This is a genomic window from Sinorhizobium sp. B11, assembly GCA_039725955.1.
Taxonomy (GTDB): Bacteria; Pseudomonadota; Alphaproteobacteria; order Rhizobiales; family Rhizobiaceae; genus Rhizobium.
The window spans coordinates 200,451-222,122 of record CP091034.1; the positions used below are offsets into that span (position 1 = coordinate 200,451).

At 59.8% G+C, this 21,672-nt stretch carries 22 protein-coding genes, 1 tRNA gene and 2 pseudogenes; 15 read left to right on the forward strand and 10 right to left on the reverse strand.

Going from position 1 to position 21,672, the window contains the following annotated elements; genetic code table 11:
* The first annotated feature begins 1 nt into the window (after position 1).
* Together LVY75_10720 and LVY75_10725 are read left to right on the forward strand one after the other, a co-directional pair.
* Positions 2–1,087, forward strand: a complete 1,086-nt coding sequence (locus LVY75_10720; GenBank protein ID XAZ23712.1) for an NAD-dependent epimerase/dehydratase family protein — start codon at positions 2–4, stop codon at positions 1,085–1,087.
* Between the two features lie 6 nt (positions 1,088–1,093).
* A complete protein-coding gene (locus tag LVY75_10725) occupies positions 1,094–1,954 on the forward strand; it encodes a Gfo/Idh/MocA family oxidoreductase (GenBank protein XAZ23713.1) in 861 nt (286 codons plus the stop codon).
* On the opposite strand, the gene LVY75_10730 is transcribed toward LVY75_10725, so the two are convergent.
* Together LVY75_10730 and LVY75_10735 are read right to left on the reverse strand one after the other, a co-directional pair.
* The gene (locus LVY75_10730; GenBank protein ID XAZ23714.1) at positions 1,938–2,909 is read right to left on the reverse strand and encodes a hypothetical protein; all 972 of its coding nucleotides are present in this window, start codon (positions 2,907–2,909) and stop codon (positions 1,938–1,940) included. The genes LVY75_10725 and LVY75_10730 overlap by 17 nt on opposite strands.
* Positions 2,910–3,526: 617 nt before the next feature.
* Positions 3,527–3,613, reverse strand: a tRNA-Leu gene (locus LVY75_10735).
* A 168-nt stretch (positions 3,614–3,781) separates the two neighbouring features.
* Between LVY75_10735 and LVY75_10740 the strand changes: the two genes are divergently transcribed.
* A complete protein-coding gene (locus tag LVY75_10740) occupies positions 3,782–4,189 on the forward strand; it encodes a BA14K family protein (GenBank protein ID XAZ23715.1) in 408 nt (135 codons plus the stop codon).
* A 3-nt stretch (positions 4,190–4,192) separates the two neighbouring features.
* Here LVY75_10740 and LVY75_10745 read toward each other — a convergent pair whose 3' ends face one another.
* Positions 4,193–4,486 (reverse strand): SelT/SelW/SelH family protein, encoded by a 294-nt coding sequence (locus tag LVY75_10745; protein ID XAZ23716.1) that lies wholly within the window; start codon positions 4,484–4,486, stop codon positions 4,193–4,195.
* A gap of 185 nt (positions 4,487–4,671) precedes the next feature.
* Here LVY75_10745 and LVY75_10750 point away from each other — a divergent pair, with 185 nt between their 5' ends.
* A complete protein-coding gene (locus LVY75_10750; GenBank protein ID XAZ23717.1) occupies positions 4,672–5,712 on the forward strand; it encodes a glycosyl hydrolase in 1,041 nt (346 codons plus the stop codon).
* A gap of 75 nt (positions 5,713–5,787) precedes the next feature.
* Here the strand turns inward: LVY75_10750 and LVY75_10755 are convergent, their stop codons facing one another.
* On the reverse strand, positions 5,788–6,864 hold the full coding sequence (locus LVY75_10755; protein ID XAZ23718.1) for a class I SAM-dependent methyltransferase: 1,077 nt from the start codon (positions 6,862–6,864) through the stop codon (positions 5,788–5,790).
* A 160-nt stretch (positions 6,865–7,024) separates the two neighbouring features.
* On the opposite strand from LVY75_10755, the pseudogene LVY75_10760 reads away from it, so the two are divergent.
* Positions 7,025–8,072 (forward strand): annotated as a pseudogene (locus LVY75_10760) (helix-turn-helix domain-containing protein).
* 5 nt (positions 8,073–8,077) lie between these two features.
* Here LVY75_10760 and lepA read toward each other — a convergent pair.
* On the reverse strand, positions 8,078–9,910 hold the full coding sequence (lepA, locus tag LVY75_10765) for a translation elongation factor 4 (protein ID XAZ23719.1): 1,833 nt from the start codon (positions 9,908–9,910) through the stop codon (positions 8,078–8,080).
* A 76-nt stretch (positions 9,911–9,986) separates the two neighbouring features.
* Positions 9,987–10,685: a thiaminase II gene (tenA, locus tag LVY75_10770; GenBank protein XAZ23720.1), complete on the reverse strand. Its 699-nt coding sequence runs from the start codon at positions 10,683–10,685 to the stop codon at positions 9,987–9,989.
* Positions 10,686–10,814: 129 nt separating this feature from the next.
* Here tenA and LVY75_10775 point away from each other — a divergent pair, with 129 nt between their 5' ends.
* The gene (locus LVY75_10775; protein XAZ23721.1) at positions 10,815–11,384 is read left to right on the forward strand and encodes an XRE family transcriptional regulator; all 570 of its coding nucleotides are present in this window, start codon (positions 10,815–10,817) and stop codon (positions 11,382–11,384) included.
* 29 nt (positions 11,385–11,413) lie between these two features.
* Complete coding sequence (locus LVY75_10780; protein ID XAZ23722.1) at positions 11,414–11,932, forward strand: GNAT family N-acetyltransferase; 519 nt, start codon at positions 11,414–11,416, stop codon at positions 11,930–11,932.
* Here the strand turns inward: LVY75_10780 and LVY75_10785 are convergent.
* Positions 11,914–12,539, reverse strand: a pseudogene (locus LVY75_10785) (HAD-IA family hydrolase). The gene LVY75_10780 and the pseudogene LVY75_10785 sit on opposite strands and share 19 nt — an antisense overlap.
* 152 nt (positions 12,540–12,691) lie before the next feature.
* Between LVY75_10785 and LVY75_10790 the strand changes: the two are divergent.
* From LVY75_10790 to LVY75_10800, 3 genes are all read left to right on the forward strand, one after another.
* Positions 12,692–13,717 carry a histone deacetylase family protein gene (locus tag LVY75_10790; GenBank protein XAZ23723.1) on the forward strand — a complete coding sequence of 342 codons (1,026 nt, stop codon included), beginning with the start codon at positions 12,692–12,694 and terminating at the stop codon, positions 13,715–13,717.
* A gap of 10 nt (positions 13,718–13,727) precedes the next feature.
* The gene (gene recX / locus LVY75_10795; GenBank protein XAZ23724.1) at positions 13,728–14,279 is read left to right on the forward strand and encodes a recombination regulator RecX; all 552 of its coding nucleotides are present in this window, start codon (positions 13,728–13,730) and stop codon (positions 14,277–14,279) included.
* A gap of 91 nt (positions 14,280–14,370) precedes the next feature.
* Positions 14,371–15,264: an EamA family transporter gene (locus tag LVY75_10800; GenBank protein ID XAZ23725.1), complete on the forward strand. Its 894-nt coding sequence runs from the start codon at positions 14,371–14,373 to the stop codon at positions 15,262–15,264.
* A gap of 4 nt (positions 15,265–15,268) precedes the next feature.
* On the opposite strand, the gene LVY75_10805 is transcribed toward LVY75_10800, so the two are convergent.
* Positions 15,269–15,736 (reverse strand): truncated hemoglobin, encoded by a 468-nt coding sequence (locus LVY75_10805; protein XAZ23726.1) that lies wholly within the window; start codon positions 15,734–15,736, stop codon positions 15,269–15,271.
* Between the two features lie 173 nt (positions 15,737–15,909).
* Between LVY75_10805 and LVY75_10810 the strand changes: the two genes are divergently transcribed.
* Positions 15,910–16,893 (forward strand): rubrerythrin family protein, encoded by a 984-nt coding sequence (locus LVY75_10810; protein XAZ23727.1) that lies wholly within the window; start codon positions 15,910–15,912, stop codon positions 16,891–16,893.
* A 273-nt stretch (positions 16,894–17,166) separates the two neighbouring features.
* Here the strand turns inward: LVY75_10810 and LVY75_10815 are convergent, their stop codons facing one another.
* The gene (locus LVY75_10815; protein ID XAZ23728.1) at positions 17,167–17,766 is read right to left on the reverse strand and encodes a transglutaminase-like cysteine peptidase; all 600 of its coding nucleotides are present in this window, start codon (positions 17,764–17,766) and stop codon (positions 17,167–17,169) included.
* Between the two features lie 210 nt (positions 17,767–17,976).
* Positions 17,977–18,762: an alpha/beta hydrolase gene (locus LVY75_10820; GenBank protein ID XAZ23729.1), complete on the reverse strand. Its 786-nt coding sequence runs from the start codon at positions 18,760–18,762 to the stop codon at positions 17,977–17,979.
* A 181-nt stretch (positions 18,763–18,943) separates the two neighbouring features.
* Here LVY75_10820 and infC point away from each other — a divergent pair, with 181 nt between their 5' ends.
* The 4 genes from infC (at position 18,944) to pheS (ending at position 21,659) form a co-directional block, all read left to right on the forward strand.
* The gene (infC, locus tag LVY75_10825; protein ID XAZ25689.1) at positions 18,944–19,480 is read left to right on the forward strand and encodes a translation initiation factor IF-3; all 537 of its coding nucleotides are present in this window, start codon (positions 18,944–18,946) and stop codon (positions 19,478–19,480) included.
* A gap of 299 nt (positions 19,481–19,779) precedes the next feature.
* Positions 19,780–19,983: a 50S ribosomal protein L35 gene (rpmI, locus tag LVY75_10830; protein XAZ23730.1), complete on the forward strand. Its 204-nt coding sequence runs from the start codon at positions 19,780–19,782 to the stop codon at positions 19,981–19,983.
* Between the two features lie 40 nt (positions 19,984–20,023).
* Positions 20,024–20,428 (forward strand): 50S ribosomal protein L20, encoded by a 405-nt coding sequence (gene rplT / locus LVY75_10835; GenBank protein ID XAZ23731.1) that lies wholly within the window; start codon positions 20,024–20,026, stop codon positions 20,426–20,428.
* A 148-nt stretch (positions 20,429–20,576) separates the two neighbouring features.
* Entirely contained in the window at positions 20,577–21,659 is a 1,083-nt protein-coding gene (gene pheS / locus LVY75_10840) for a phenylalanine--tRNA ligase subunit alpha (protein ID XAZ23732.1), read from the forward strand.
* The last annotated feature ends 13 nt before the right edge of the window (positions 21,660–21,672 follow it).

Here is a 21,672-nt window from a genome sequence, read left to right on the forward strand (position 1 = left end):
AATGTCGAAAGAAATTCAACGTATTGTCGAGCGGCTTGGTGCTAATGCCCATCGGTTTTCCGGGAAGACTGTCCTGCTGGCAGGGGGGGCGGGTTTTCTTGGGAAGCACTTCGTCAAGGTGTTTCAGAAGCTGAATAACGACGTGCTGGACAAGCCCTGCTCGGTCATCTCGGTGGATAACTACATCACCGGCACCAAGAACCTCGATGAAAGCATCGTGCGCGATCCCAACATCATGCAGGTCTGGGCCGATGTGACCCATCCGCTGCCCGTGCGCGAAGATATCGACTTCATCATCCAGGCTGCGGGCATCGCATCGCCCGTTTTCTACATGCGTTATCCGCTCGAGACCATCGAGAGCGCGGTGCATGGCACCCGCAACCTCTTGGACCTGGCTTCACGCAACAAAAACCTCGAGGGCTTCCTGTTCTTCAGCTCCTCCGAGATCTACGGCGATCCCGACCCCCGCGCGGTGCCGATCAAGGAAGATTACCACGGCAACGTTTCGACCGTTGGGCCGCGCGCCTGCTACGACGAATCCAAGCGCCTGGGCGAGACGCTCTGCACGATCTACAAAGAGCACCACGGCGTGCCGGCAAAGATCGTGCGCCCGTTCAACGTCTTTGGTCCGGGCATGGGTCACAACGACCGCCGCGTGATCCCGATGTTCACCTATCAGGCGCTCAATGGCCGTACGATCCCGGTCCACGGCACCGGCCTGCAGACGCGCACCTTCTGCTACATCACCGACGCCATCTACGGCTTCCTGATGACGCTGCTTGAGGGCAAGTGCGGCGAGGCCTACAACATAGGCAACCCGGACAACGAAATCTCGATGATCAAGCTGGCGGAGATGTATCCCAAGCTGCTGCCGGGCGCCTCCTTCACCCGCATCGACTATCCGGACACCTATCCGGCGGGAGAACCTAACCGTCGCTGCCCGGATATCACCAAGGCGCGGGAAACCTTTGGTTATACCTCCGAGGTGGATGTCGAAGATGGTCTCGCGCGCTTCATCGACTGGGCTCGCAATGAGCGGAACTATATCGATTTCGAGCCGGAAGCGGCGCTCAAAAAGGCCGGATAACAATAGGTGGTAACACTGGGCCTCATCGGGCGGGGTGCCTGGGCGCGCATCATTGGCGCCACTCTGGACAGCCTGCCCGAAGTGCGCTGGGTGCCGCTGAACGGCCCCGGCGCTTCTGTTGACGGCGTCATCATCGCCAACAGGAGCAAAGATCACGTGTCCTCGGCGCTCCCCTTCGTTGAGGCGGGGGTGCCGTGCTTTATTGAAAAACCTCTGGCCACATGCCTCGAGGACTTCCTGCGCCTCAAGGCGGCGGCTGGTGCAGCCGGCGGCCACATCTTTGCAGGGCACCTGCACCGGTTCAACCCGGCTGCAGAGGCTTTTTGTGCTGCCCTGCCGGAGATCGGCCCGATCCAATCGGCAACTGCGCTCTGCGCCAATGGCAAACCGCGCGACGATACGTCCGTGATCTGGGATTGGTTGCCGCACCCGCTATCGCTGGCAGCACGGATCTTCGCCACTCCGGCAGAGCGCGCGACGGCCCGGTCGCTTGAAGGCGGAGCGCGCCCGCTTCGCGTGGCTGCACAATTGTCCTACGAAGGGCGACCTTTCGACCTTGAGGCCAGCTGGCTTTCGCCTGATCCAGCCTTTCGGATCACGGCCGCAGGCACCAAGGGACGTCTCATCTTTGATGACAAGGCCGCGCAGAAAGTCACGCTCATCCGCGAAGGCGACAGTGTTGCCCTTACCTATGAGCCAGAGCTGCCTCTAACCCGCGAACTGCGCGTCTTTGTCGAGTTGATCCGTGGCGTGCGCTACAACCCCTCTCCACTTGATGCGGCAGAGGAAGTCCTTCGCAGCCTGGATGCCATCGAACGTTCGGCAGCAGCAGACGGCGCCCCGGTCGCGATCAATTGGCCGGATTGAGGTATCCGTAAATCTGCGCGAGGATTTCCTGAACGCGCGCGTCCAGGTGGCTGGTCGCCATGGCCAGTTCGTGACGCGCGAGTACGCCGGCCTCGCCCTGCTTGCGGAAATGTGCGTTCGCCGCCTCGACAATGGCCTGCGGGGCCGCCACATCGCTCGGCTCGAAATAGAACAGATGCTCCTGCAGAGCGGCCAGCGCGGGAAGATCCCTCAGGCTGGCTGGAAGGATCGGCACGCCCCCGGTGATCAGCGCATCAAAGACACGGATAGGCAGATCGCCACGGACCGGGACGATCCAATGGCTCATATGCGCCGCCCATTCGTCTAACCGGTCCAACTCCGTGCGGTCATGATATGTCCGCGCCGCCGGACCGACATGTTTGAAATGCGTGTTCAGCGTCTGGAGCAACGCATTGCGCTCGGGGAATTGCGGATAGAGGATATGTCGTCCAAGGGGTTCCGGATCACGCGTGGCGGCCAGGAGGCGATCGCGATGTTCGCTCAGATAGTCGCGTGACCACTGGATGACCGCTGCACTTACAGGGCGCCCCATCGCCTTGGTCACCTGCGCGTAAGTCTCATTATTGTGCGGATGGCACGGCACGTAAAAGTCGGACAGCATCGCAAAATTCAGGGACATCGCGACATCATGATGATTGTCGAAATCCCAGATGCAGACATGGGCACGCGGTTCGTTGGCGAACATGCCCACATACTTCTGCCCAATCTGAGCGATGTCATTGTTGTTCAGTATGTAGATGGTGTCGGGCTCGAACTGCTCGATGGCCTTGAGGTTCACCAACGAGATCTGGTCTGTCTTCTCGGCCTTGCTGAAGATCCCCTCGCTCAACCTGATCTGCGTTTGTCGGCGCAGTTTCATGCTCTCAGAAAAGGCCTTTCGGCGGAGTTCTTTCTGCACATTCAACTGTTCAATCTGCTCGTTTACGGATGACATGTCAGGTGGTTTCGCTCTTGCCTATCTGGGAATATTTCTAACGTTTTAAGGTTAAATTTTCCTAAAATTTCGGTGAGTTGGTCCCGCCAGCGGGAACGCTTTTCCCTCCGAGGGTGGGTTCGACCCGCTCCCCTGAAAAGTCTGCGGTTTGACGTTAGTCTATTCCTCGAACGCTTCGAATGGTCGCCGAAGGTGACGCAGGAAAAAGGCGTTTGCGTGCTGCTTCGGCTCTTTTGCCAATGAGTTGGAGGGACATGGCGGCGATCCGGGCGGAGAGGCCTCCACGGGATCGAATAGCCTAGAGAATCCGGTCGATCTTATGCTGAATATGCAGATTCGGCATCAACCCAGCCGTATGTGCGGCGCGATACGCGTTCCTCGCAGCATCGAATGTCACGCCCCACATGATGGCGCTGAGGAGAAACGCGATGATGTAAACTTGGATGCGCATAGTTCTATCAAAGTGCGGCATATCGGCATTTATATGGCAGTGCGAAGCATTGCTCGAGATCAATTATTATCGGTGAATAAAGACGCAGAGAACGAACACCACAACGGTGGGCACAGATAACAGGGAGATCCCGTATCTGTTTGATCTCATTGAGGATCAATGGGAATGGTGCCCAGAAGAGGACTCGAACCTCCACACCCTTTCGGGTACCAGCACCTGAAGCTGGCGCGTCTACCAATTCCGCCATCTGGGCGACGGAGAGCCATGTACGGGGGCGGCTCGTTACTGTCAACAGGGTTTTTGAAGTTTTCCTGACAGTCTGTGAAAAAGCTTCACAAAGCTGTGGTCGAACCCAACGGATCAATGGATGGCATGGCTCATTTCTCAACCCTATATAATGGGTATTGGAAAGGAACGCGCCATGTTCGACCTTCGCTCTATCCTTCTTGCTGGTCTGTTTGCCGTATTGCCATTGATGGGAGCCAATGCCGCCTCGCCGTCGCTTGGGCCTCTCAATACGCAGTCGACGATCTGCGACTATCGCGGCTGCTTCGGCTTCGGTCCGCAGCAGTGGCATCGCCCTGCCTACGTCCAGCCGAACTATCTCCCACCGAATGCAGCCGGGCCGAATTATTATCAGCCGCCCGGGCAATTGCCGCCACGGCTGACCTACGGTCCGCCGCCGGCACCGCGCGTGCAGCCTTCGGCGGATAATCAGGTCCGCCATCAGCAATGGTGCCGGAACGAATATCGATCCTACAATCCGCGCACCGATCGCTTCCTGACCTATGAAGGCATCTACAAGACCTGCAATTCGCCTTATAATTGAACGTCAGCTCTCCAGCGATGCGCGGTCGGTATGGCCGAGATCGCGGTCAGGCTCGATGATGTCGCGCACCCGCTGCTTGAGTTCCTTCGGTCCGGGAAAGCCGCCGTCGCGCTTGCGCTCCCAGATCAGGTCGCCATTGACACGGATCTCGAAATTGCCGCCGGTGCCGGGAATGAGCGCCACTTCGCCGAGGCTGTCGGTAAAGGTCTGCAGCAGTTCCTGCGCCATCCAGGCGGCGCGCAGCAGCCAGTTGCACTGCGTGCAGTAGAGGATCGTCACACGGGCTTTCTCGGTCATGGGAATCTCCTTTAATCCGAGGGATCTAGAAGCTCGCAAAAGACGTTGCAATGCGCCTGGCACCGAATCTGCGGACGGAAAGTTCGGATTCAGTCTTTTTTGATAATTTTCCATTAGCTATTCCGGATTGGTGTTTTCACGGATCTGGTGAGGCACCCTGGTTCTTGTTTTGCGTCACGGTGCCCATGCGTTCCACGGCTATCCCAGCGATCCTCGTCGCCTGCCTTGCTCTGGCAGGCTGCTCTTCGGCTTCCGGTCCGGAAAATCTTTCGGCTGGTGTTGCTCCGAAGCCTTCGAAGGAAATCACGGCTTCTGTCACGCCGCCGCCGGCACCTATGCCCCAGTCTACAGTTGCTGCAGCCGATGCCACTCCGCAGGCAAGCCTCGCCTGGGAAGCGCCCCTGCCGGAGTCCCGCGCCTTCTCGGCAGTGACGCCTTCAGCCACATCGCAGCCGGGTATGCCGATTCCGAGCGAACGCCCCGTCGAATTCGCCATGGCGGCGGCACCTGCCATAGAACCGCCGACCCGTGGCCGCTCGCGCGTCTATGGTTATGGTTTCCGCGATGCAAAGCCGATCAACTTCGGCAAGGTCTCTCCGCGCAAACTGGCCGTCCACGGCGTCGACGTCTCGCGCTGGCAGGGCGACATCGACTGGGAAACGCTCCGGACCCGCGGCGCCAACTTCGCCTTCATCAAGGCAACGGATGGCGGCGATCATCTGGATCCGATGTTCAAGACAAACTGGCGGCGCGCCAAAGAGGCCGGCATCAAGCGCGGCGCCTATCATTTCTTCTACTGGTGCCGCACGGCCGGTGAGCAGGCCGACTGGTTCATCCGCAACGTGCCGCGCGATCCGGACGCCCTGCCGCCGGTCATCGATGTCGAATGGAACGGCGAATCGAGCTGCAAAGTGAAGCTCTCCCGCGCCCGCGTGCTGGAAAAAATGCAGGTCTTCATGGAGAAGATCGAGCAGCACTACGGCAAGCGACCTATCATCTATACGGCCCCGGATTTCTACGCGGATAATCTCGAAGGCGCCTTCCAGAACTATCACTTCTGGCTACGCGCGGTCGCCGAACATCCTTCGAAGGTCTATCCGAACCGCAAATGGCTCTTCTGGCAATATTCCGGCTCTGGCCTCTCTCATGGCGTCGAAGGCCGAATCGACCTCAATGCCTTCCGCGGAAGCGAAGAAGAATGGCACCGCTGGGTAGCGGGGCTGTAGGAATATCACTCCGCACAGAAGATGCCGCAGAACTGACGATATCAGCCCTGCGGCATTCGGCTTCGACCGCAAGGATCAGAGTCGCGCCTCGAGTACGAGGTTGAACGGGGTTGCCATCGCCCGACGGAACCGCGTGAAACCGGCCTTCCGGAAGATCTCGGCCAGCCTTTTCTCACCGGCTTGTGCGCCAAGCACGATATGGCCGCCATCAGAGATCGCATGAGCGCAGCAGATCGTCGTCGAGGCGGCATAATACATGCGCGCGACCGGCGAGATACTGTCTTCCACACCATCCTTCGCATAGGGCTCGACCAGCATTACCGTTCCCTCATGGGCGATGGTTCTGGCTGCGTGTCTTGCGACAGCGAGCGGGTCGCCCATGTCATGCAGGCAGTCGAAGAAGCAAATAAGGTCGTAGCCTGAACCAGAATAGGCGTCCGCTCTCGCGGTTTCAAATGTGACCCTCTCTGTTCCTCCCGCCGCAGCAACAACCTGCCGGGCCTCATCGAGCGATTCCGGATGCGAATCGAAGCCATGGAACCGCGACGACGGAAAGGCTTCGGCCATCAGCGCTGTCGAATGACCATGGCCGCAGCCGACATCGGCCACCAGTGCGCCAGCCTTCAGTTTCTCGATGACGCCATCGAGCGCCGGCAGCCATTCGGCAACAAGGCTTGCCTTATAGGCATTGCGATAGAGCGATGCCACGCCGCAATAGAGCCTGCCATCGTGATCGCCCCAGGGAATGCCGGCGCCGGTGCGAAATGCATCCAGGGCCTTGTCCTCGTCAGCCCACATCGAGGCGGGGATTGCCCAGGCCGCAGCCATGAAAACCGGGCTGTCGTCCTGTGCCAGCACTAGCGCATGTTCTGGCGGCAATTCGTAGCTGTGGCTTGCCGCATCATAGATCACATAGCCCCCTGCCACCTGTGAGCCCAGCCATTCGCGGATATAGCGCTCGGCGCAGCCCGTGATTGCCGCAAGCTGGTGCGAACTGATCCGCCCCGCCTTCGCCATTGCCTTATAAAGGCCGAGCCGGTGCCCGATGCTCACCATCACGCCGCCATAGCCGGCTGAGAGATCGCCGATTGCTCGTGAGACGATGAGGTCGAGCTTGGCCGCATCGATCGTGTTGCTTCTTATCTGGTCCATTTCCTTCTCCTGTCGAAATGTTAGGAATGGAAATGGAATGACAGCAGACGGAGTCTTGCGGCAGAGCGGCATGGGCCATAAGCGGGCCATTTGCGCCAATCATCATGCCGGTGTAGGCAAAAGAAACGAATAGCGGACCTGTTTCTTCCGGGGGGATGAGATGCAATCCGGCGCCGATCAAGTCGTTTCCAGGCCGCTTCATGTCAGCCTCGTGGCCATTCCCGAGGCGGTGGTATCGACCCTGAGTGGCATTTTCGATGTGATGAATGCCTTTGCTGTTCTGCCGGCAGCCAGCGATGTCCTCGGCGGCCGAGCGCCCTTCAAGGTGGAAATTGTCGGTACATCCGCCGAGCCGCTGGAACTTGCAAGCCGTCTGCCGATTACCGTCCAGCGCAGCATCTCGTCTCTCGACCACACGGATATCGTCATCGTGCCCTCCGTTCTGCTGCCATCGCGTGGATGGCAGAAGGGGCGTTATCCGGAACTTGTCGAATGGGTTGGCGCCATGCATTCGCGTGGCGCGCTGATCTGCTCGGCCTGTTCGGGGCTCTTTCTGCTGGCAGAGACCGGGCTATTCGACGGCATGGATGCGACAGTGCATTTCGGCTATGCCGAGGCTTTCCGGACAAGCTTTCCGCAGGTGCCCGTCCATCCCGAGCGTGTGCTCGTCGTTTGTGGCAGGCGAGAAGAGCTGATCAGCTCCGGTGCCTCCATGACCTGGCATGATCTCGTCCTGTACCTGATCGCCCGCCATGCGGGTGCTTCAGCCGCGCAGGCTATTGCCCGTTTCTTCGCGTTGCAATGGCATCAGGATGGGCTGGCGCCTTATATCGTTTTCGAGGGCCGCAGGGATCATGGCGATACAGCGATCCAGACGGCGCAGGAATGGCTTTCCGGCCATTTTTTCGGTCGCCAATCCCATCGAGGAAATGTTCCGTCACGCTGGCCTGACGGAGCGCACCTTCAAGCGCCGCTTCACCCAGGCAACCGGTGTCAGCCCGATCGCCTATGTTCAGCGGTTGAGAGTGGAGGATGCAAAGCGCCGGCTGGAGCGCACGGATGCGCCGGTCGATGAGATCAGCTGGCAGGTCGGCTATGAAGAGCCGGCTTTTTTCCGCAGGCTCTTCAAGCGCATGACGGGCCTGACGCCCGGCAGCTATCGCCGCCGGTTTCGCGTGCCCGATTATGCGCGTCCGTCAAAAAGCTGAGGTGTTTACTCGTCACCCATCTTGAGCGCCGCGATAAACGCTTCCTGCGGGATTTCCACCTTGCCGAACTGGCGCATGCGCTTCTTGCCTTCCTTCTGCTTTTCCAGAAGTTTGCGCTTGCGGGTGGCGTCGCCGCCGTAGCATTTGGCCGTCACGTCCTTGCGCAGCGCCGAGATGGTTTCGCGGGCAATGACGTTGCTGCCGATCGCCGCCTGGATCGGGATCTTGAACATGTGCTTCGGGATCAGCTCCTTCAGCCGCTCGCACATGTCGCGACCGCGCTTTTCGGCGGCTGCGCGATGCACCAGCATCGAGAGCGCGTCGACCGGCTCGCCGTTGACGAGGATCGACATCTTCACGAGATTGCCTTCGCGGTAGCCTTCGAGGTGATAGTCAAAAGACGCATAGCCCTTCGAGATCGACTTGAGGCGATCGTAGAAGTCGAAGACGACTTCGTTGAGTGGCAGATCATAAGTCACCATCGCGCGGGTGCCGACATAGGTCAGCTCGGTCTGGATGCCGCGACGGTCCTGGCAGAGTTTCAGGATGCCGCCGAGATAATCGTCAGGCGTCATGATCGTCGCCTTGATCCACGGCTCGCGGATCTCGGCGATCTTGACGACATCGGGCATGTCGGCCGGGTTGTGCAGCTCACGCTCGCTGCCGTCGGTCATCGTCAGCTGATAGACGACGGAAGGCGCCGTCGCGATCAGGTCGAGGTCGAACTCGCGCTCCAAGCGTTCCTGGATGATTTCGAGATGCAGCAGGCCGAGGAAGCCGCAGCGGAAGCCGAAGCCGAGAGCGGCCGAGCTTTCCATTTCGAAGGAGAAGGAGGCGTCGTTGAGGCGAAGCTTGCCCATCGCGGCGCGCAGGTCTTCGAAATCGGCCGCATCAACCGGAAACAGGCCACAGAAGACGACCGGCTGTGCCGGCTTGAAGCCCGGCAGGGCCTCGGCGGTCGGGCGCTTGTCTTCGGTGATCGTATCGCCGACGCGTGTATCGGCCACTTCCTTGATCGAGGCGGTGATGAAGCCGATCTCGCCCGGGCCGAGGCTGTCCACATTGACCATCTTCGGCGTCAGCACGCCGACGCGCTCGACCTGATACTTGGCATCAGTGCCCATCATGCGGACAGTCTGGCCCTTGGAGAGCACGCCATCGATAACGCGCACGAGAACCATGACGCCGAGATAGGTGTCGTACCAGCTATCGACGAGCAGCGCCTTGAGCGGTGCTTTCTCGCCGCCCGGGCTCTTCGGCGCCGGCAGCTTGTGGACGATCGCTTCCAGTACGTCGGGAATGCCGAGGCCGGTCTTGGCCGAGATCAGCACGGCCTCGGACGCATCGATGCCGATCACTTCCTCGATCTGTTCCTTGATGCGGTCGGGTTCGGCCGCAGGCAGATCGATCTTGTTGAGAACGGTGACGATCTCGTGATTGTTGTCGATCGCCTGATAGACGTTGGCGAGCGTCTGGGCTTCCACGCCCTGCGACGCATCGACGACGAGAAGCGAACCTTCGCAGGCCGACAGCGACCGCGAGACTTCGTAGGCGAAGTCGACGTGGCCGGGCGTGTCGATGAGGTTCAGCACATAGGTTTCGCCGTTATTCGCCTTGTAGTGCAGGCGCACGGTCTGGGCCTTGATGGTGATGCCGCGCTCGCGCTCGATATCCATATTGTCGAGCACCTGCTCGGACATTTCGCGCTCGGCAAGGCCGCCGGTCGTCTGGATCAGGCGGTCAGCAAGCGTCGATTTGCCGTGGTCGATATGGGCCACGATCGAAAAGTTGCGGATATGGGATAGCGGAGTCGTCGAATTGGTGCTCATGCGCGCCATATAGCAGCGCGCAGATCGCCCGCAAAGCGGTAATTATACCGGGGTTTACCCTATTTTGCAGACTGTGACGTGCGGCTCAGACCGGCCAGGTCTCCAGTCGCCAGGCCGAATCCCAGAACATCCATTCATATTGGGAGGCGCGCACGAAGGCGTCCATCATCTGCTGGTGCTCTGTCGGCGAGGCAGCCCGCGCGGCGATATCGGTCAAGGCAATCACTTCACGCGCACCGGCTGCAAATTGCGGATCGCCATAGGTGTTGATCCAGGCCTGGAACACATTGCCCTCGATCGCCGGCCGGCTCTTGATGCCTTCGCCGACATGCCAGTAGATCCAGAAGCAGGGCAGGATGGCCGAAAGCGCCACCGCGTAAGAGCTGTGATAGGCCGTCGCCAGCAGGAAATTCGTATAGGCAAAGCACGAGGGCGAGGGCTCGGCCGCCGTCACATCGGCGCTGGAAATGCCGAACTGCGTCAGGAAACCGGCATGCAGGCCCTGCTCCACGGTGATCGCCTTCTGCGCCGACCCAAGAAAGCGCAGCACCTGCGCATTATCGGGCGCTTTGGCGGCGACGATCGCAAGGCAGCGGGCATAATGCTTCAGGTAGATCGCGTCCTGCAGGATATAGTGGCGGAAAACCTCCGGCGGCAGCGTGCCATCCGAAAGCCGCTCCAGCAGCGGCAATCGCTCGATCTCGGCCATGATCGGCTTGATCCGGTCCCAGGCGGCAGTTGTGAAGCTTTCCGCCGTCTCAGTGCCTTGCGCAATACCGTCCATCTTGCTCTCCGCTCTTGAATGCCGCTGCCATATATCGACGCCGCCATGGTGAAAGCAAGGCTGCTCGCGAGGACTTGATTCCATCATCAGATCCTGTATTTCTCCTATAGTGGAATCGTGGATTGAAAAGTGGAACAGGAACTCGAGCAGGCAATCGGCCTTCGCATTCGCACGCTGCGGACGGAAAAAGGGCTGACACTGGATCATCTCGCTACTGCTTCCGGCGTGAGCCGCGCGATGATCTCCCGCATCGAGCGGGCGGAAGCGAGCCCCACGGCTTCGCTGTTGGCGAGGGTCTGTGCCGCGCTTGGCCTGTCGCTTTCAGAGTTTTTTGCCGATAAAGGGCAGGAAGCGTCGCCGCTATCGCGTCGCCAGGATCAGCAGGTCTGGCGCGATCCCGAAACCGGCTATATGCGCCGCGCCGTCTCGCCGCCGGGTACATCCTCGGATGTCGATATCGTTGATGTCGAATTTCCGGCCGGTGCGCGCGTCAGCTTCCCGCCGCATGCCGCCAGCCGCGGCATGACCCAGCATGTCTGGCTCTTCGATGGCGAGCTGGAGATGACCGTCGGCGAGATCGTTCATCGTCTCAAGCCCGGCGACTGTCTCTTCATGCCGGTCGGTGACGGCCATGTCTTTCACAATCCGGGTCATGCGCCGGCACGCTACTGCGTCGTGCTGGCCCGCGGCGACCACTAAATCACGCGCTCACTTATCAGGGGACCATCATGCCGACTATCCGTCTTCTCTCTGCCGCCGAGGCACACGCTGCTATTCCCGACCTCTGCGAGGTGCTTGCCGATTGCGTCAATGGCGGCGCCTCGGTCGGCTTCATGCAGCCCTATACACCTGGGGATGCCGAACCCTACTGGCGTAGTGTCGCCGAAGCCGTGGCCGATGGCGCCACCCTGCTCTTCGGCGCTGAAGTTGATGGCAAAATCGTCGGCACGGTGCAGGTCGGCGCTGCCCAGATGCCGAACCAGCCGCATCGCGGCGATCTGAAAAAGCTGCTTGTTCACCGCTCCGCTCGCGGCCATGGCCTGGCGCGTCTGCTGATGGACATGGCCGAACGAGAAGCGGCCCGTCGCGGCAAGACGATTCTCGTCCTCGACACGGCAACCGGCAGCGATGCTGAAGCCATCTACCCGCGTCTCGGCTGGGAGCGTGTCGGTGTCATTCCCGATTATGCGCTCTGGCCTGAAGGTGGCCTGTGCGCCACAACCTTCTTTTACAAGCGCGTGGCCTGATGGCCGTGCGTAAAGGCGTCTATCGCGTCAGCCAGTCTTGAGGCCGGCGTCCAATGCAGGGCCTTCCAGCCAAACTCTTTGGCCGCCGAAATATTCTCCTCGACATCGTCGATGAAGCCGATGTCATCAGGGGCGGCGCCGACTTCTTGCGTCGCAAGCCGGAAGAAATCGCTGAAAGGCTTTCGCGCGCCAAGTGCGGCGGAGTAGAACATGCCGTCGAAAAGCGCGCCGAGCCCTAGCACGTCGCGCAGGTAGGCGGCGCGCTGGTGCTCCTGGTTGGTGGCAAGGTAAAGAAGCGTGCCCTTGTCCTTCAGGCGGGCGAGATCGTCGAGCAATTGCCGGTCGAGGCGGGAGTCGTTTTCGAACCAGTAGTCGAGCAGGATCTGAGCGTTGAGATGCGGTGCAATCCGGCCAAGTACTTCCGTCAGACGGGGTTCGATCGGCTCCTGGCCCGTGACGATTCCGACCCAGTAAGGCTTGAAGAACTCCTGTTGAAGCAACGGCGCAGGCAGGCCGAGGTCGCGCTCGAGATAGGTAAAGAGCGGCAGGCCGTCTGTCGGCCGTCGTGGACCAGCACCCCATCGACATCGACCATCAGGATTTTCATGGGCTTAAACTCTTGAGGAAAAGGAACGTGTTCTGAAATCGGCTAGAACGTGGCGTCGCCTCTTGCGGTGATCAAGCCGTGTTCGGTGCTTTTTTCTTTGGGCGGGCCTGTGTAAGGCTTGATTTTGACAAGCTGATTTGCGGAGGACACTCGTGCGCGTCATCTATTCCGAAGACCACAAGCTGCGTGATGCGAAGACAGAACTGCATGATGGCCAGCTTGTGACGCCCTTCGAGGCGCCGTTCCGGGCGGAATGGATTCTTGCCGCGGTGAAGGATGCAGGTTTCACGGATGTTGTTGCGCCTCAGGCGCATGGCCTGGAAACTGCGCGCAAGGTACACGATCCCGCCTATCTGGAGTTCCTGGCGACGGTGTGGGATCGCTGGGTGGCGGCTGGATATAAGGGCGAGGCGATCGCCAATTCCTTCCCAATCCGCCGCAGCAGCCAGCGCATACCGGAAAACATCGTCGGCGCGATCGGCCATTATGCCAATGCCGCCGATACGTCCATCACCAAAGGATCCTACGAGGCAGCCGTTGCCTCGATGCGCTGTGCGATGACGGGCGCGGATTGGCTGAACGCCGGCAACCGCTTCGCCTTCGCGCTCTGCCGCCCGCCCGGCCACCATGCCGGCATCGATCTCTTCGGTGGCTATTGTTTCATAAACAATTCCGGTGTGGCGGCCCAGCGACTGCTGGATCATGGCGCGAAGAGGGTCGCCGTGCTCGACGTCGATTTCCATCATGGCAACGGCACGCAGGATCTCTTCTATCGCCGCGGCGATGTCTTCACCGCCTCGCTGCACGGCGATCCAATCCACGCCTTTCCCTATTTTCTTGGCCATGCCGACGAGGACGGCGAAGGGCAGGGCGAAGGCGCCAATCGCAACTACCCGCTGGCTTATGGCACCACATTCGATGTCTGGTCATCAGCTCTTGCCGATGCGCTCTCCCGCATCAAGGCTTTCGGTGCCGAAGCCGTCGTTGTCGCTCTTGGCGTCGATACGTTCGAGCGCGATCCGATCTCCTTCTTCAAGCTGAAGTCGGAGGACTTCATTCGCATGGGCGAGTTGATCTCCGCCGCCGGCTTGCCGGTCGTCGCCTGCATGGAGGGCGGCTACGGTGTGCCGGAGATCGGCCTCAATGTCGCCAATGTGCTCAAGGGTCTGGAAGCCTGATCTGCTGCCGATGACTGACGAAAGCACTCCATCCGATATTCCGACGCCCCGCATGCTGAGCTGGGCGCGCAACTCGACCATCTATCGCCTCGAGCGGCGCATGATGACCGAAAAGCAGCTCTTTGACGCCATCACCCGCAAGGCGAAAGAAAAGTTCGAGGACATCAGCGCAGCCCAACTCAAGGCCGTTGCTGATTTTGCCGTCAAATTCGCCTATGACAACAAGGCGATCGACGATGGCGCCTATGCCGAGATTGCCACGCGATCGGCCGTGCGCAGCGGCAAGTCGAAGCGAGCGATCGCTCAGAAGCTTGCGGTCAAAGGCGTCTCCACCGATAAGGTGGAGGTAGCGCTCGAGGAAACCGACGATCTCTACGCCGCAGCGATATTCGCCCGCAAACGCAACTTCGGCCCCTTTCGCCGTGTCGAACTGGACGAGAAACGCAAGGCGAAGGAGCTTTCCGCCTTCGCCCGCAACGGTTTCAGCTTCGAAATCGGCAGAAAGGTCTTCGAGATGACCTTCGAAGATGCTGAGGAGATCATCTTCGCTGGCCGCCTCTGATGCCATCAAGGCTTTTGCTGGCACGATCAGAAGTTTGAATTTGTCGCCTGCGGATCGGCTTCGTATGAAGAGCGCACAATCGGAGGCATCTATGGAAGACAGAACGAATGCAGGAGCGAATGCGCTGACTGCTGAAGCATCGACTGCATTCGGCGGCGTGGCTGCCGGCGGCCTGATGTGCCTCATGTCGATGTCTTCCATCCAGTTCGGTGCGGCATTGTCCTCCTCCGCCATCGCCACCTATGGGCCAGTCGGCGCCACATGGTTGCGCCTGGCTTTTGCCGCCATCATCCTGGCAATCGCCGTGCGCCCGCGCATTTTCAGCTACAGCCGCGCGCAATGGACAAGTGCCCTGGTTCTCGGCACGACGACGGCGCTGATGACGATGAGTTTTTTCTCGTCGATCGAGCGCATTCCGCTCGGCCTCGCCGTCGCGATCGATTTTCTCGGACCACTTTCCGTCGCGACCATCGGCTACGGATTGAGCCGGCGCCTCATCTGGCCGCTCATTGCCGCTTTCGGCGTTCTGGCCCTCGCCCATGACGGAGAAGGCTGGGTCGGAGATCCCCTCGGTGTTCTCTTTGCATTTGGCGCGGGAACCGGCTGGGCGATCTATATCGTGCTCACGAAGAAGATCGGTGCAAGCTTCAAGGGCCTTGAAGGACTTTCCATGTCGCTCATGGTTGCCGCCGTGGTCGCAACGCCCTTCGGCTTTGCCGGCGCCGCGCCGAAGCTTGATGCCTACGGCCTGATTGAAATGGCGGGCCTCGCCATTCTGGTGCCGTTGCTGCCCTATACGCTGGAACTGATTGCGCTGCGCCGGATGCCGACGGCTTCCTTCGGTATTCTCATGAGCCTGGAGCCTGCCATTGCAGCACTCGCCGGCTTTGTCATTCTGGCGCAGCCCATGACCTTCCTGCAGATGGCAGGAACGGCCCTGGTCGTCGCCGCAAGCGCCGGCGCTACCTTTTCGGCGAGGCAGTAACGCGTCAGACCGTCTTCTTCGTGGGATCGTCGAGTGCCGGATTGTAGAAGAGAGACAGCGTCAGGCTCTTTGCGATCCGTTCCGCTGTGGCCATGAACCACGCCTTGGCTTCCGGCGTCGGCGCCACATCGTCAAGCGTTTGCGAAAACAGAGAAAGCCATTTCGGGAAGAGCTCCGGCGTCATGTTCGCAACGCCGAGATGCGCCTGAACCGGCTTGCCTCCATAGGCGCCGCTGCGGAAGGCGACGGATGACCAGAAGCTTTTCATTTTGGCGATATGTTCCGGCCAGCGGCCGGAAAGCCTGGCGTCGAAGACCGGGCCGAGCTCGGCATGCTGCAGCACTCGCCCATAGAAGGTTTCCACAAGCCTCGAAATGAAGGCGTCATCGATGCCGATCGCTGCCATTTCGGCCTCGGCCTTTTCGCGGATCGCGGCAATATGCGCAGCCCGCCCTTGTATCTCGTTATCCATCTCAAACCCCGGCGCTACTTCCAGCTGGCAGCTCTCATATAGGTTCGCGCACGTTCTCGCAAAACTGCGGTGAGGGGACCGTGGCAATCTGTCAATCTGGCGGGGTTTCGATCTTGACCCATGCCACACGCCTCTTTAAATTTAGAATAATTCTAAATTATTGGAGAATACACATGCTGGCGCGTTTTTTCAGATCACCGAAACGTTCCTTCCGATCCCTTTCCGAGCAGGAAATTCTGGCGCTTGCCATCGCCTCGGAAGAAGATGATGCGCGGATCTATCTCGCCTATGCTGAGCACCTGCGAAAGGAGTTTCCGGCATCCGCCAAGGTGTTCGAGGATATGGCCGAGGTCGAGGACACGCATCGCCGGTCCCTGATCGAAATGCACCGCCAGCGCTTTGGCGAGCGTATTCCCCTCATCCGCCGCGAGCATGTCGAAGGCTTCTACGAGCGCAAGCCCGACTGGCTGCGCGCCAATCTTTCCCTCGATGCGATCAGGCAGGAAGCCGAAGCGATGGAGGAGCAGGCCTATCGCTTCTACGTCGAGGCGATCAAGCAGACCTCTGACGCCTCCACTCGCCAGCTTCTCGGTGATCTCGCACTTGCCGAGCAAGGCCACGAGGATATTGCCCGCATGCTCGGCGACAAGCACACGCCCGAGGATGTGAAGAAGGAAGAGGACGAGACGGCACGCCGACAGTTCGTACTGACCTATGTGCAGCCGGGCCTCGCCGGTCTGATGGACGGCTCGGTTTCCACGCTGGCGCCGATCTTCGCCGCCGCTTTTGCCACGCAGGATACCTGGCAGACCTTCCTCGTCGGTCTCTCGGCCTCGGTCGGCGCCGGCATTTCGATGGGCTTCACAGAGGCCGCTCACGACGACGGCAAGATCTCCGGCCGCGGCTCGCCGATCAAGCGTGGCCTTGCCTGCGGCATCATGACGGCGCTTGGCGGCCTCGGCCACGCGCTGCCCTATCTTATCCCGCAATTCTGGACCGCGACGATCACCGCCGCCGTCATCGTCTTCTTCGAACTCTGGGCGATTGCCTTCATCCAGAACAAATACATGGAGACGCCGTTCCTGCGCGCGGCCTTCCAGGTCGTCGTCGGCGGCAGCCTCGTCCTCGCAGCCGGTATTCTGATTGGGAATGGGTGAGGAGCGGTCGGCACAGCCGAGCAATCGATCCAGTGAATCGATTGCAGCGACGAACGCCCTGAGCCAAAGCGAAGGGCCGGGCGCCGGTAGCGTCACACCCGGCGTAATTGATCGGTCGGGGAAAGCCCGAGCAACCGGCCCAATCAATCGATTGCGGCACCGACGCCTCACTCCGAAGCGAAAGTCCCGGTCGTCGCTGCGGCGAGCTCCCAGTACCGAAAAATGAAAAAGCCGGCTGTCGCCGGCTTTTTCACAGTCCCCCCACGAAACCTTTTACTTGAGAGCGCCAACCAGAACGTCGCGGCCGTTCTCGATGGTAACCCAGCGGCCGGCGTTGAAGCTCGACTGGCGCTTGATGAAGCTATAGGGCGTCGCAAACCAGGGCTTGACGTCGAAAGCCAGGTTGTCGAGCACGAAATCGCCTTCGGCAGTGCGCAGCGTCAGCACGGCGTGGCCTTCACCATCAGGCTTGCGAACGACTGTCATCAGCAGGTCCGCGGGCGAGAAGCCGCGCTGGATGAGAATACGGCGCTTCAGAAGCGCGAAATCCTCGCAGTCGCCAGCCGTGGTCGGATAGGCCCAAACCTCGTCCTTGCCGTAGATTTCCTTGTCCGTCATCGGCGTGATCGTGCGGTTGACGGTCGCGTTGACCGAACGGACCGTGGCCCACTTGGCGCCGGTCATGGCAACCGGACCGCTATTGCGGTTGGCACCGCATTCGCTGCGGTGCGTCTGACAGAAATCGTAATGACCAACCGGCTGCGATGTCGCATTGCCGGTCACCATCGAGGCATTTTTGCTCGGAGCCGGAATAGCGGCCGGCGCCATTGCAAACACGGCCATCATGGCCACGAGGAAACCCTTGATCCGCACGCCCTACTTCCCTGCATCGCCCTTCATTTATTAACAAACAGTTAACGGAGAGGGCCGAAAGGAGTCAATCGTTACTTCTTGGGAGGGCGTTGCAACTCGTAGACATGGTTAAAATGCGACATAACCTTAGGGATAGTCGGGCGTGAGTTACTCAACCAAGGCCCTCTATTAGGGTGGTTGCATATTCTTTGGCGAACAACTGGTCTCAGTCTATTGGATGAGGCCTTTGATTGCGCCGCGCAGCCGCTCGATATCCTGTGGGCGCGACAGCCGATGGTCGCCATCGCGAATGAACGTCAGTACCACGTCGTCGGCAGGAAGATGTTCCACGAGCTTCATCGCATGCAGATAGGGCACGTCGGCATCTTTCATGCCCTGCAGGATATGGATCGGGCAGCCCGTTTCGATAATACCGGTCAGCACCCGGTTCTGGCGGCCATCTTCGATCAGCGCGCGGGTATAGATGTCGGGCTCGGGGCTATATTGCGAGCGTTCCTCGAAATAGCCGCGCTCTTCCAGCGAGGCGCGCTCCTTCTTCTTGAGGTTTGGTTCGATGAGATCGGAGGTGAAGTCCGGTGCCGGCGCAATCAGCGCCATGCCTTCAAGCTTGGGTCCACCAGCCTTTGCAAGCTCCTGCGCCACCCTGAGCGCGATCCAGCCGCCCATCGAAGAACCGATGAGGATCATCCGTTTGGGGGCGGCGTCGCGGATCACCGCGAGCGCCTCCTCCAGCCAGCGCGAAATCGTGCCGTCGGTGAAGGCGCCGCTGGAAAGTCCGTGGCCGGAATAGTCGAGACGGATACAGGCGGTCCCCAGTTCTTCCGCCAGCCTGTCGATTTCGACGGCCTTGCTGCCGCTCATGTCAGATCGGTAGCCGGATAGCCAAACGAGAGCTGGAAGATCGCGGTCCGCTCGTGCCGGTCGCACCAGCATGGCGATCTGCCGCGCGGCCTCGCCTGCGCCAACGGTGAGGAACTGAGGCTGAAGAACGGACATCGGGCGGAACTCCTGTTGTTTCGGTCTATAAAACAGATTCTTGACAGGCTGACAGCAGGTGATTTTTCCGCTATAGGGTGTTATTGAATCCGTTGCAGTGATGGCGTGACCCGTTTGTGCCCCCTTTTCGAACTGGGACACGAAGCTGCAACGTTCCGAACAACGCGAGGAGAATACGACCATTCGCAGACCCTTTAAAACCGACGCGCCCGTAAAGGATGGACCGCGCTCGAACCGGGAGATCCGCATTCCGAAAGTTCAGCTGATTGCTGCTGACGGACAGAATATGGGCATCGTGCCCACAGACCAGGCCTTGAAAATGGCGGAAGAAGCCGGCCTCGACCTCGTCGAAATTTCACCCAATGCCGAACCGCCTGTGTGCAAGATCCTCGATCTGGGCAAGCTGAAATATGCCAACCAGAAGAAGGCCGCCGAGGCGCGCAAGAAGCAGAAGATTGTCGAAGTCAAAGAAATCAAGATGCGTCCGAACATCGACACCCATGATTATGAGGTGAAGATGAAGGCAATGGGTCGCTTCTTCGACGAAGGCGACAAGGTAAAGGTGACGCTGAAGTTCCGTGGCCGTGAAATGGCCCACCAGGAACTCGGCATGAAGCTTCTTCAACAGGTCAAGGCCGACACGCTCGAGATTGCCAAGGTTGAAGCCGAGCCTAAGCTCGAAGGCCGCCAGATGATGATGGTGCTGGCGCCGAAGTGACGGTGCCGCACTCTTTCGCTCAAAGCCGTCCGACAGGGCGGCTTTTGTGTTTTCCGGGGGCGGAAGATTCGTCATCCGCCCCGTTGCACTTTCATGACGCTGCGGTTATAAGCGCGCGTCCGAACTGACCGGCAGGGCATGCCGTGGCAGTTTCGAATGCTTGCGGGCAGGTTTCGTCACTGGACCCGCAGATCAACAACAAACGCTCCCGCGCCTTTGGCGAAGACCGGTAAACCGGGCTTTCGCAGAAGGGCTTCTTTAACGAAGCGGGTGAGGAGCTATCAGAACGGAGTAGCAAAATGCCCAAGATGAAGACGAAGTCCTCTGCCAAGAAGCGGTTCAAGATCACCGCTACCGGCAAGGTCAAGGCGGCTGCCGCTGGCAAGCGCCATGGCATGATCAAGCGCACGAACAAGTTCATTCGCGATGCACGTGGCACGATGGTTCTGGCAGAACCGGATGGCCGCAAGGTCATCAAGAACTATCTGCCGAACGGTCTCTGAGACTATTCCGGTAACGCGTTAGATTTAAGGAGATCATGAAATGGCACGTGTAAAAAGAGGCGTCACCGCCCACGCCAAGCACAAGAAGGTTCTGAAGCAGGCCAAGGGTTTCTACGGCCGCCGCAAGAACACCATCCGTACCGCCAAGGCTGCCGTTGACCGCGCCAAGCAGTACGCATACCGCGACCGCAAGGTTAACAAGCGCAACTTCCGCGCCCTCTGGATTCAGCGTATCAACGCTGCCGTCCGCGAATTCGGTCTGACCTATGGCCGCTTCATCGACGGTCTGAACAAGGCTGGCATCGAAGTTGACCGCAAGGTTCTCTCCGACATGGCAATCCACGAGCCGGAAGCATTCGGCGCCCTGGTTGCTGCCGCCAAGAAGGCCCTTGAGTACCTCAAGGACACCGGCACGGCTAACGAGTTTGAAGGCGCGGTTCGTTAACCAGCGCTTCCCAAGCTTGACGCTTTTTTGAATTTTGGGAAACCCGCGCTGGTTTGGGCTAGCGCGGGTTTTTCTTTCTCTATACTGCTGGCGCGGCCTTGCCGAGCCCGCCTTTCGAACGCCGCCTGATCCGGACGGAAAGAAGACAATGTCAGATATCGACCAGCTCAAATCCTCTCTGCTTGCCGAAATTGCCGCAGCCAATGATGAGCCTGCGCTCGAAGCCGTCCGTGTTTCCGCGCTTGGCAAGAAGGGCTCGATTTCCGAGCTCCTGAAGACGCTCGGTGCTATGACTCCGGAAGAGCGGCAGACCCGTGGCGCCGCGATCAACGCCCTGAAGAACGAGGTGACGGACGCGCTTGCCGAACGCAAGTCGGTGCTGAAGGAAGCCGCCGTCAACGCCCGCTTGAAGGCCGAAACGGTCGACGTCAGCCTGCCGGTCCGCTCCTCGCCTGCCGAGCGCGGCCGCATCCATCCAATCAGCCAGATCGTTGACGAGATCACCGCCATCTTCGGCGATATGGGCTTTTCGATCGCAGAAGGTCCCGACATCGAGACCGACTATTATAATTTCACGGCTCTGAACTTCCCGGAGGGCCATCCGGCCCGTGAGATGCACGACACCTTCTTCTTCAATCCGGACGAGAAGGGCGAGCGCAAAGTTCTGCGCACGCATACCTCGCCGGTGCAGATCCGAACGATGGAATCGCAGAAGCCGCCGATCCGCATCATCATTCCCGGCAAGACCTACCGCCAGGATTCGGATGCCACGCATTCGCCGATGTTCCATCAGGTCGAAGGCCTCGTCATCGACAAGAAGGCCAATGTCGCCAATATCCGCTGGGTGCTCGAAGAGTTCTGCAAGACCTTCTTCGAGGTCGACAGTGTGACGATGCGTTTCCGCCCGTCCTTCTTCCCCTTCACCGAGCCCTCCTTCGAGGTCGATATCCAGTGCGATCGCTCCGGTCCCATCGTCAAGTTCGGTGAAGGCACGGACTGGATGGAAATCCTCGGCTGCGGCATGGTCCACCCGAACGTGCTGCGTTACGGCGGTCTCGATCCCGATGAATATCAGGGCTTTGCCTGGGGCATGGGCCTCGATCGCATCGCCATGCTGAAATACGGCATGCCCGACCTGCGCGACTTCTTCAATGCCGATGTCCGCTGGATGAACCATTACGGCTTCCGCCCGCTCGACATGCCGACACTGTTCGGCGGTCTCAGCGTCTAAGGGAGGATTGGAC

Excerpts from the sequence above, each read along its gene's own strand:
- rpmI (XAZ23730.1), top strand. The coding sequence starts at position 19,780 with ATGCCCAAGATGAAGACGAAGTCCTCTGCCAAGAAGCGGTTCAAGATC.
- LVY75_10800 (XAZ23725.1), top strand. The coding sequence starts at position 14,371 with ATGGAAGACAGAACGAATGCAGGAGCGAATGCGCTGACTGCTGAAGCA.
- LVY75_10820 (XAZ23729.1), bottom strand. The coding sequence starts at position 18,762 with ATGTCCGTTCTTCAGCCTCAGTTCCTCACCGTTGGCGCAGGCGAGGCC.
- recX (XAZ23724.1), top strand. The coding sequence starts at position 13,728 with ATGACTGACGAAAGCACTCCATCCGATATTCCGACGCCCCGCATGCTG.
- tenA (XAZ23720.1), bottom strand. The coding sequence starts at position 10,685 with ATGGACGGTATTGCGCAAGGCACTGAGACGGCGGAAAGCTTCACAACT.
- LVY75_10810 (XAZ23727.1), top strand. The coding sequence starts at position 15,910 with ATGCTGGCGCGTTTTTTCAGATCACCGAAACGTTCCTTCCGATCCCTT.
- LVY75_10745 (XAZ23716.1), bottom strand. The coding sequence starts at position 4,486 with ATGACCGAGAAAGCCCGTGTGACGATCCTCTACTGCACGCAGTGCAAC.
- LVY75_10740 (XAZ23715.1), top strand. The coding sequence starts at position 3,782 with ATGTTCGACCTTCGCTCTATCCTTCTTGCTGGTCTGTTTGCCGTATTG.
- pheS (XAZ23732.1), top strand. The coding sequence starts at position 20,577 with ATGTCAGATATCGACCAGCTCAAATCCTCTCTGCTTGCCGAAATTGCC.
- LVY75_10755 (XAZ23718.1), bottom strand. The coding sequence starts at position 6,864 with ATGGACCAGATAAGAAGCAACACGATCGATGCGGCCAAGCTCGACCTC.
- LVY75_10780 (XAZ23722.1), top strand. The coding sequence starts at position 11,414 with ATGCCGACTATCCGTCTTCTCTCTGCCGCCGAGGCACACGCTGCTATT.
- rplT (XAZ23731.1), top strand. The coding sequence starts at position 20,024 with ATGGCACGTGTAAAAAGAGGCGTCACCGCCCACGCCAAGCACAAGAAG.
- LVY75_10720 (XAZ23712.1), top strand. The coding sequence starts at position 2 with ATGTCGAAAGAAATTCAACGTATTGTCGAGCGGCTTGGTGCTAATGCC.
- LVY75_10805 (XAZ23726.1), bottom strand. The coding sequence starts at position 15,736 with ATGGATAACGAGATACAAGGGCGGGCTGCGCATATTGCCGCGATCCGC.
- LVY75_10730 (XAZ23714.1), bottom strand. The coding sequence starts at position 2,909 with ATGTCATCCGTAAACGAGCAGATTGAACAGTTGAATGTGCAGAAAGAA.
- lepA (XAZ23719.1), bottom strand. The coding sequence starts at position 9,910 with ATGGCGCGCATGAGCACCAATTCGACGACTCCGCTATCCCATATCCGC.
- LVY75_10750 (XAZ23717.1), top strand. The coding sequence starts at position 4,672 with ATGCGTTCCACGGCTATCCCAGCGATCCTCGTCGCCTGCCTTGCTCTG.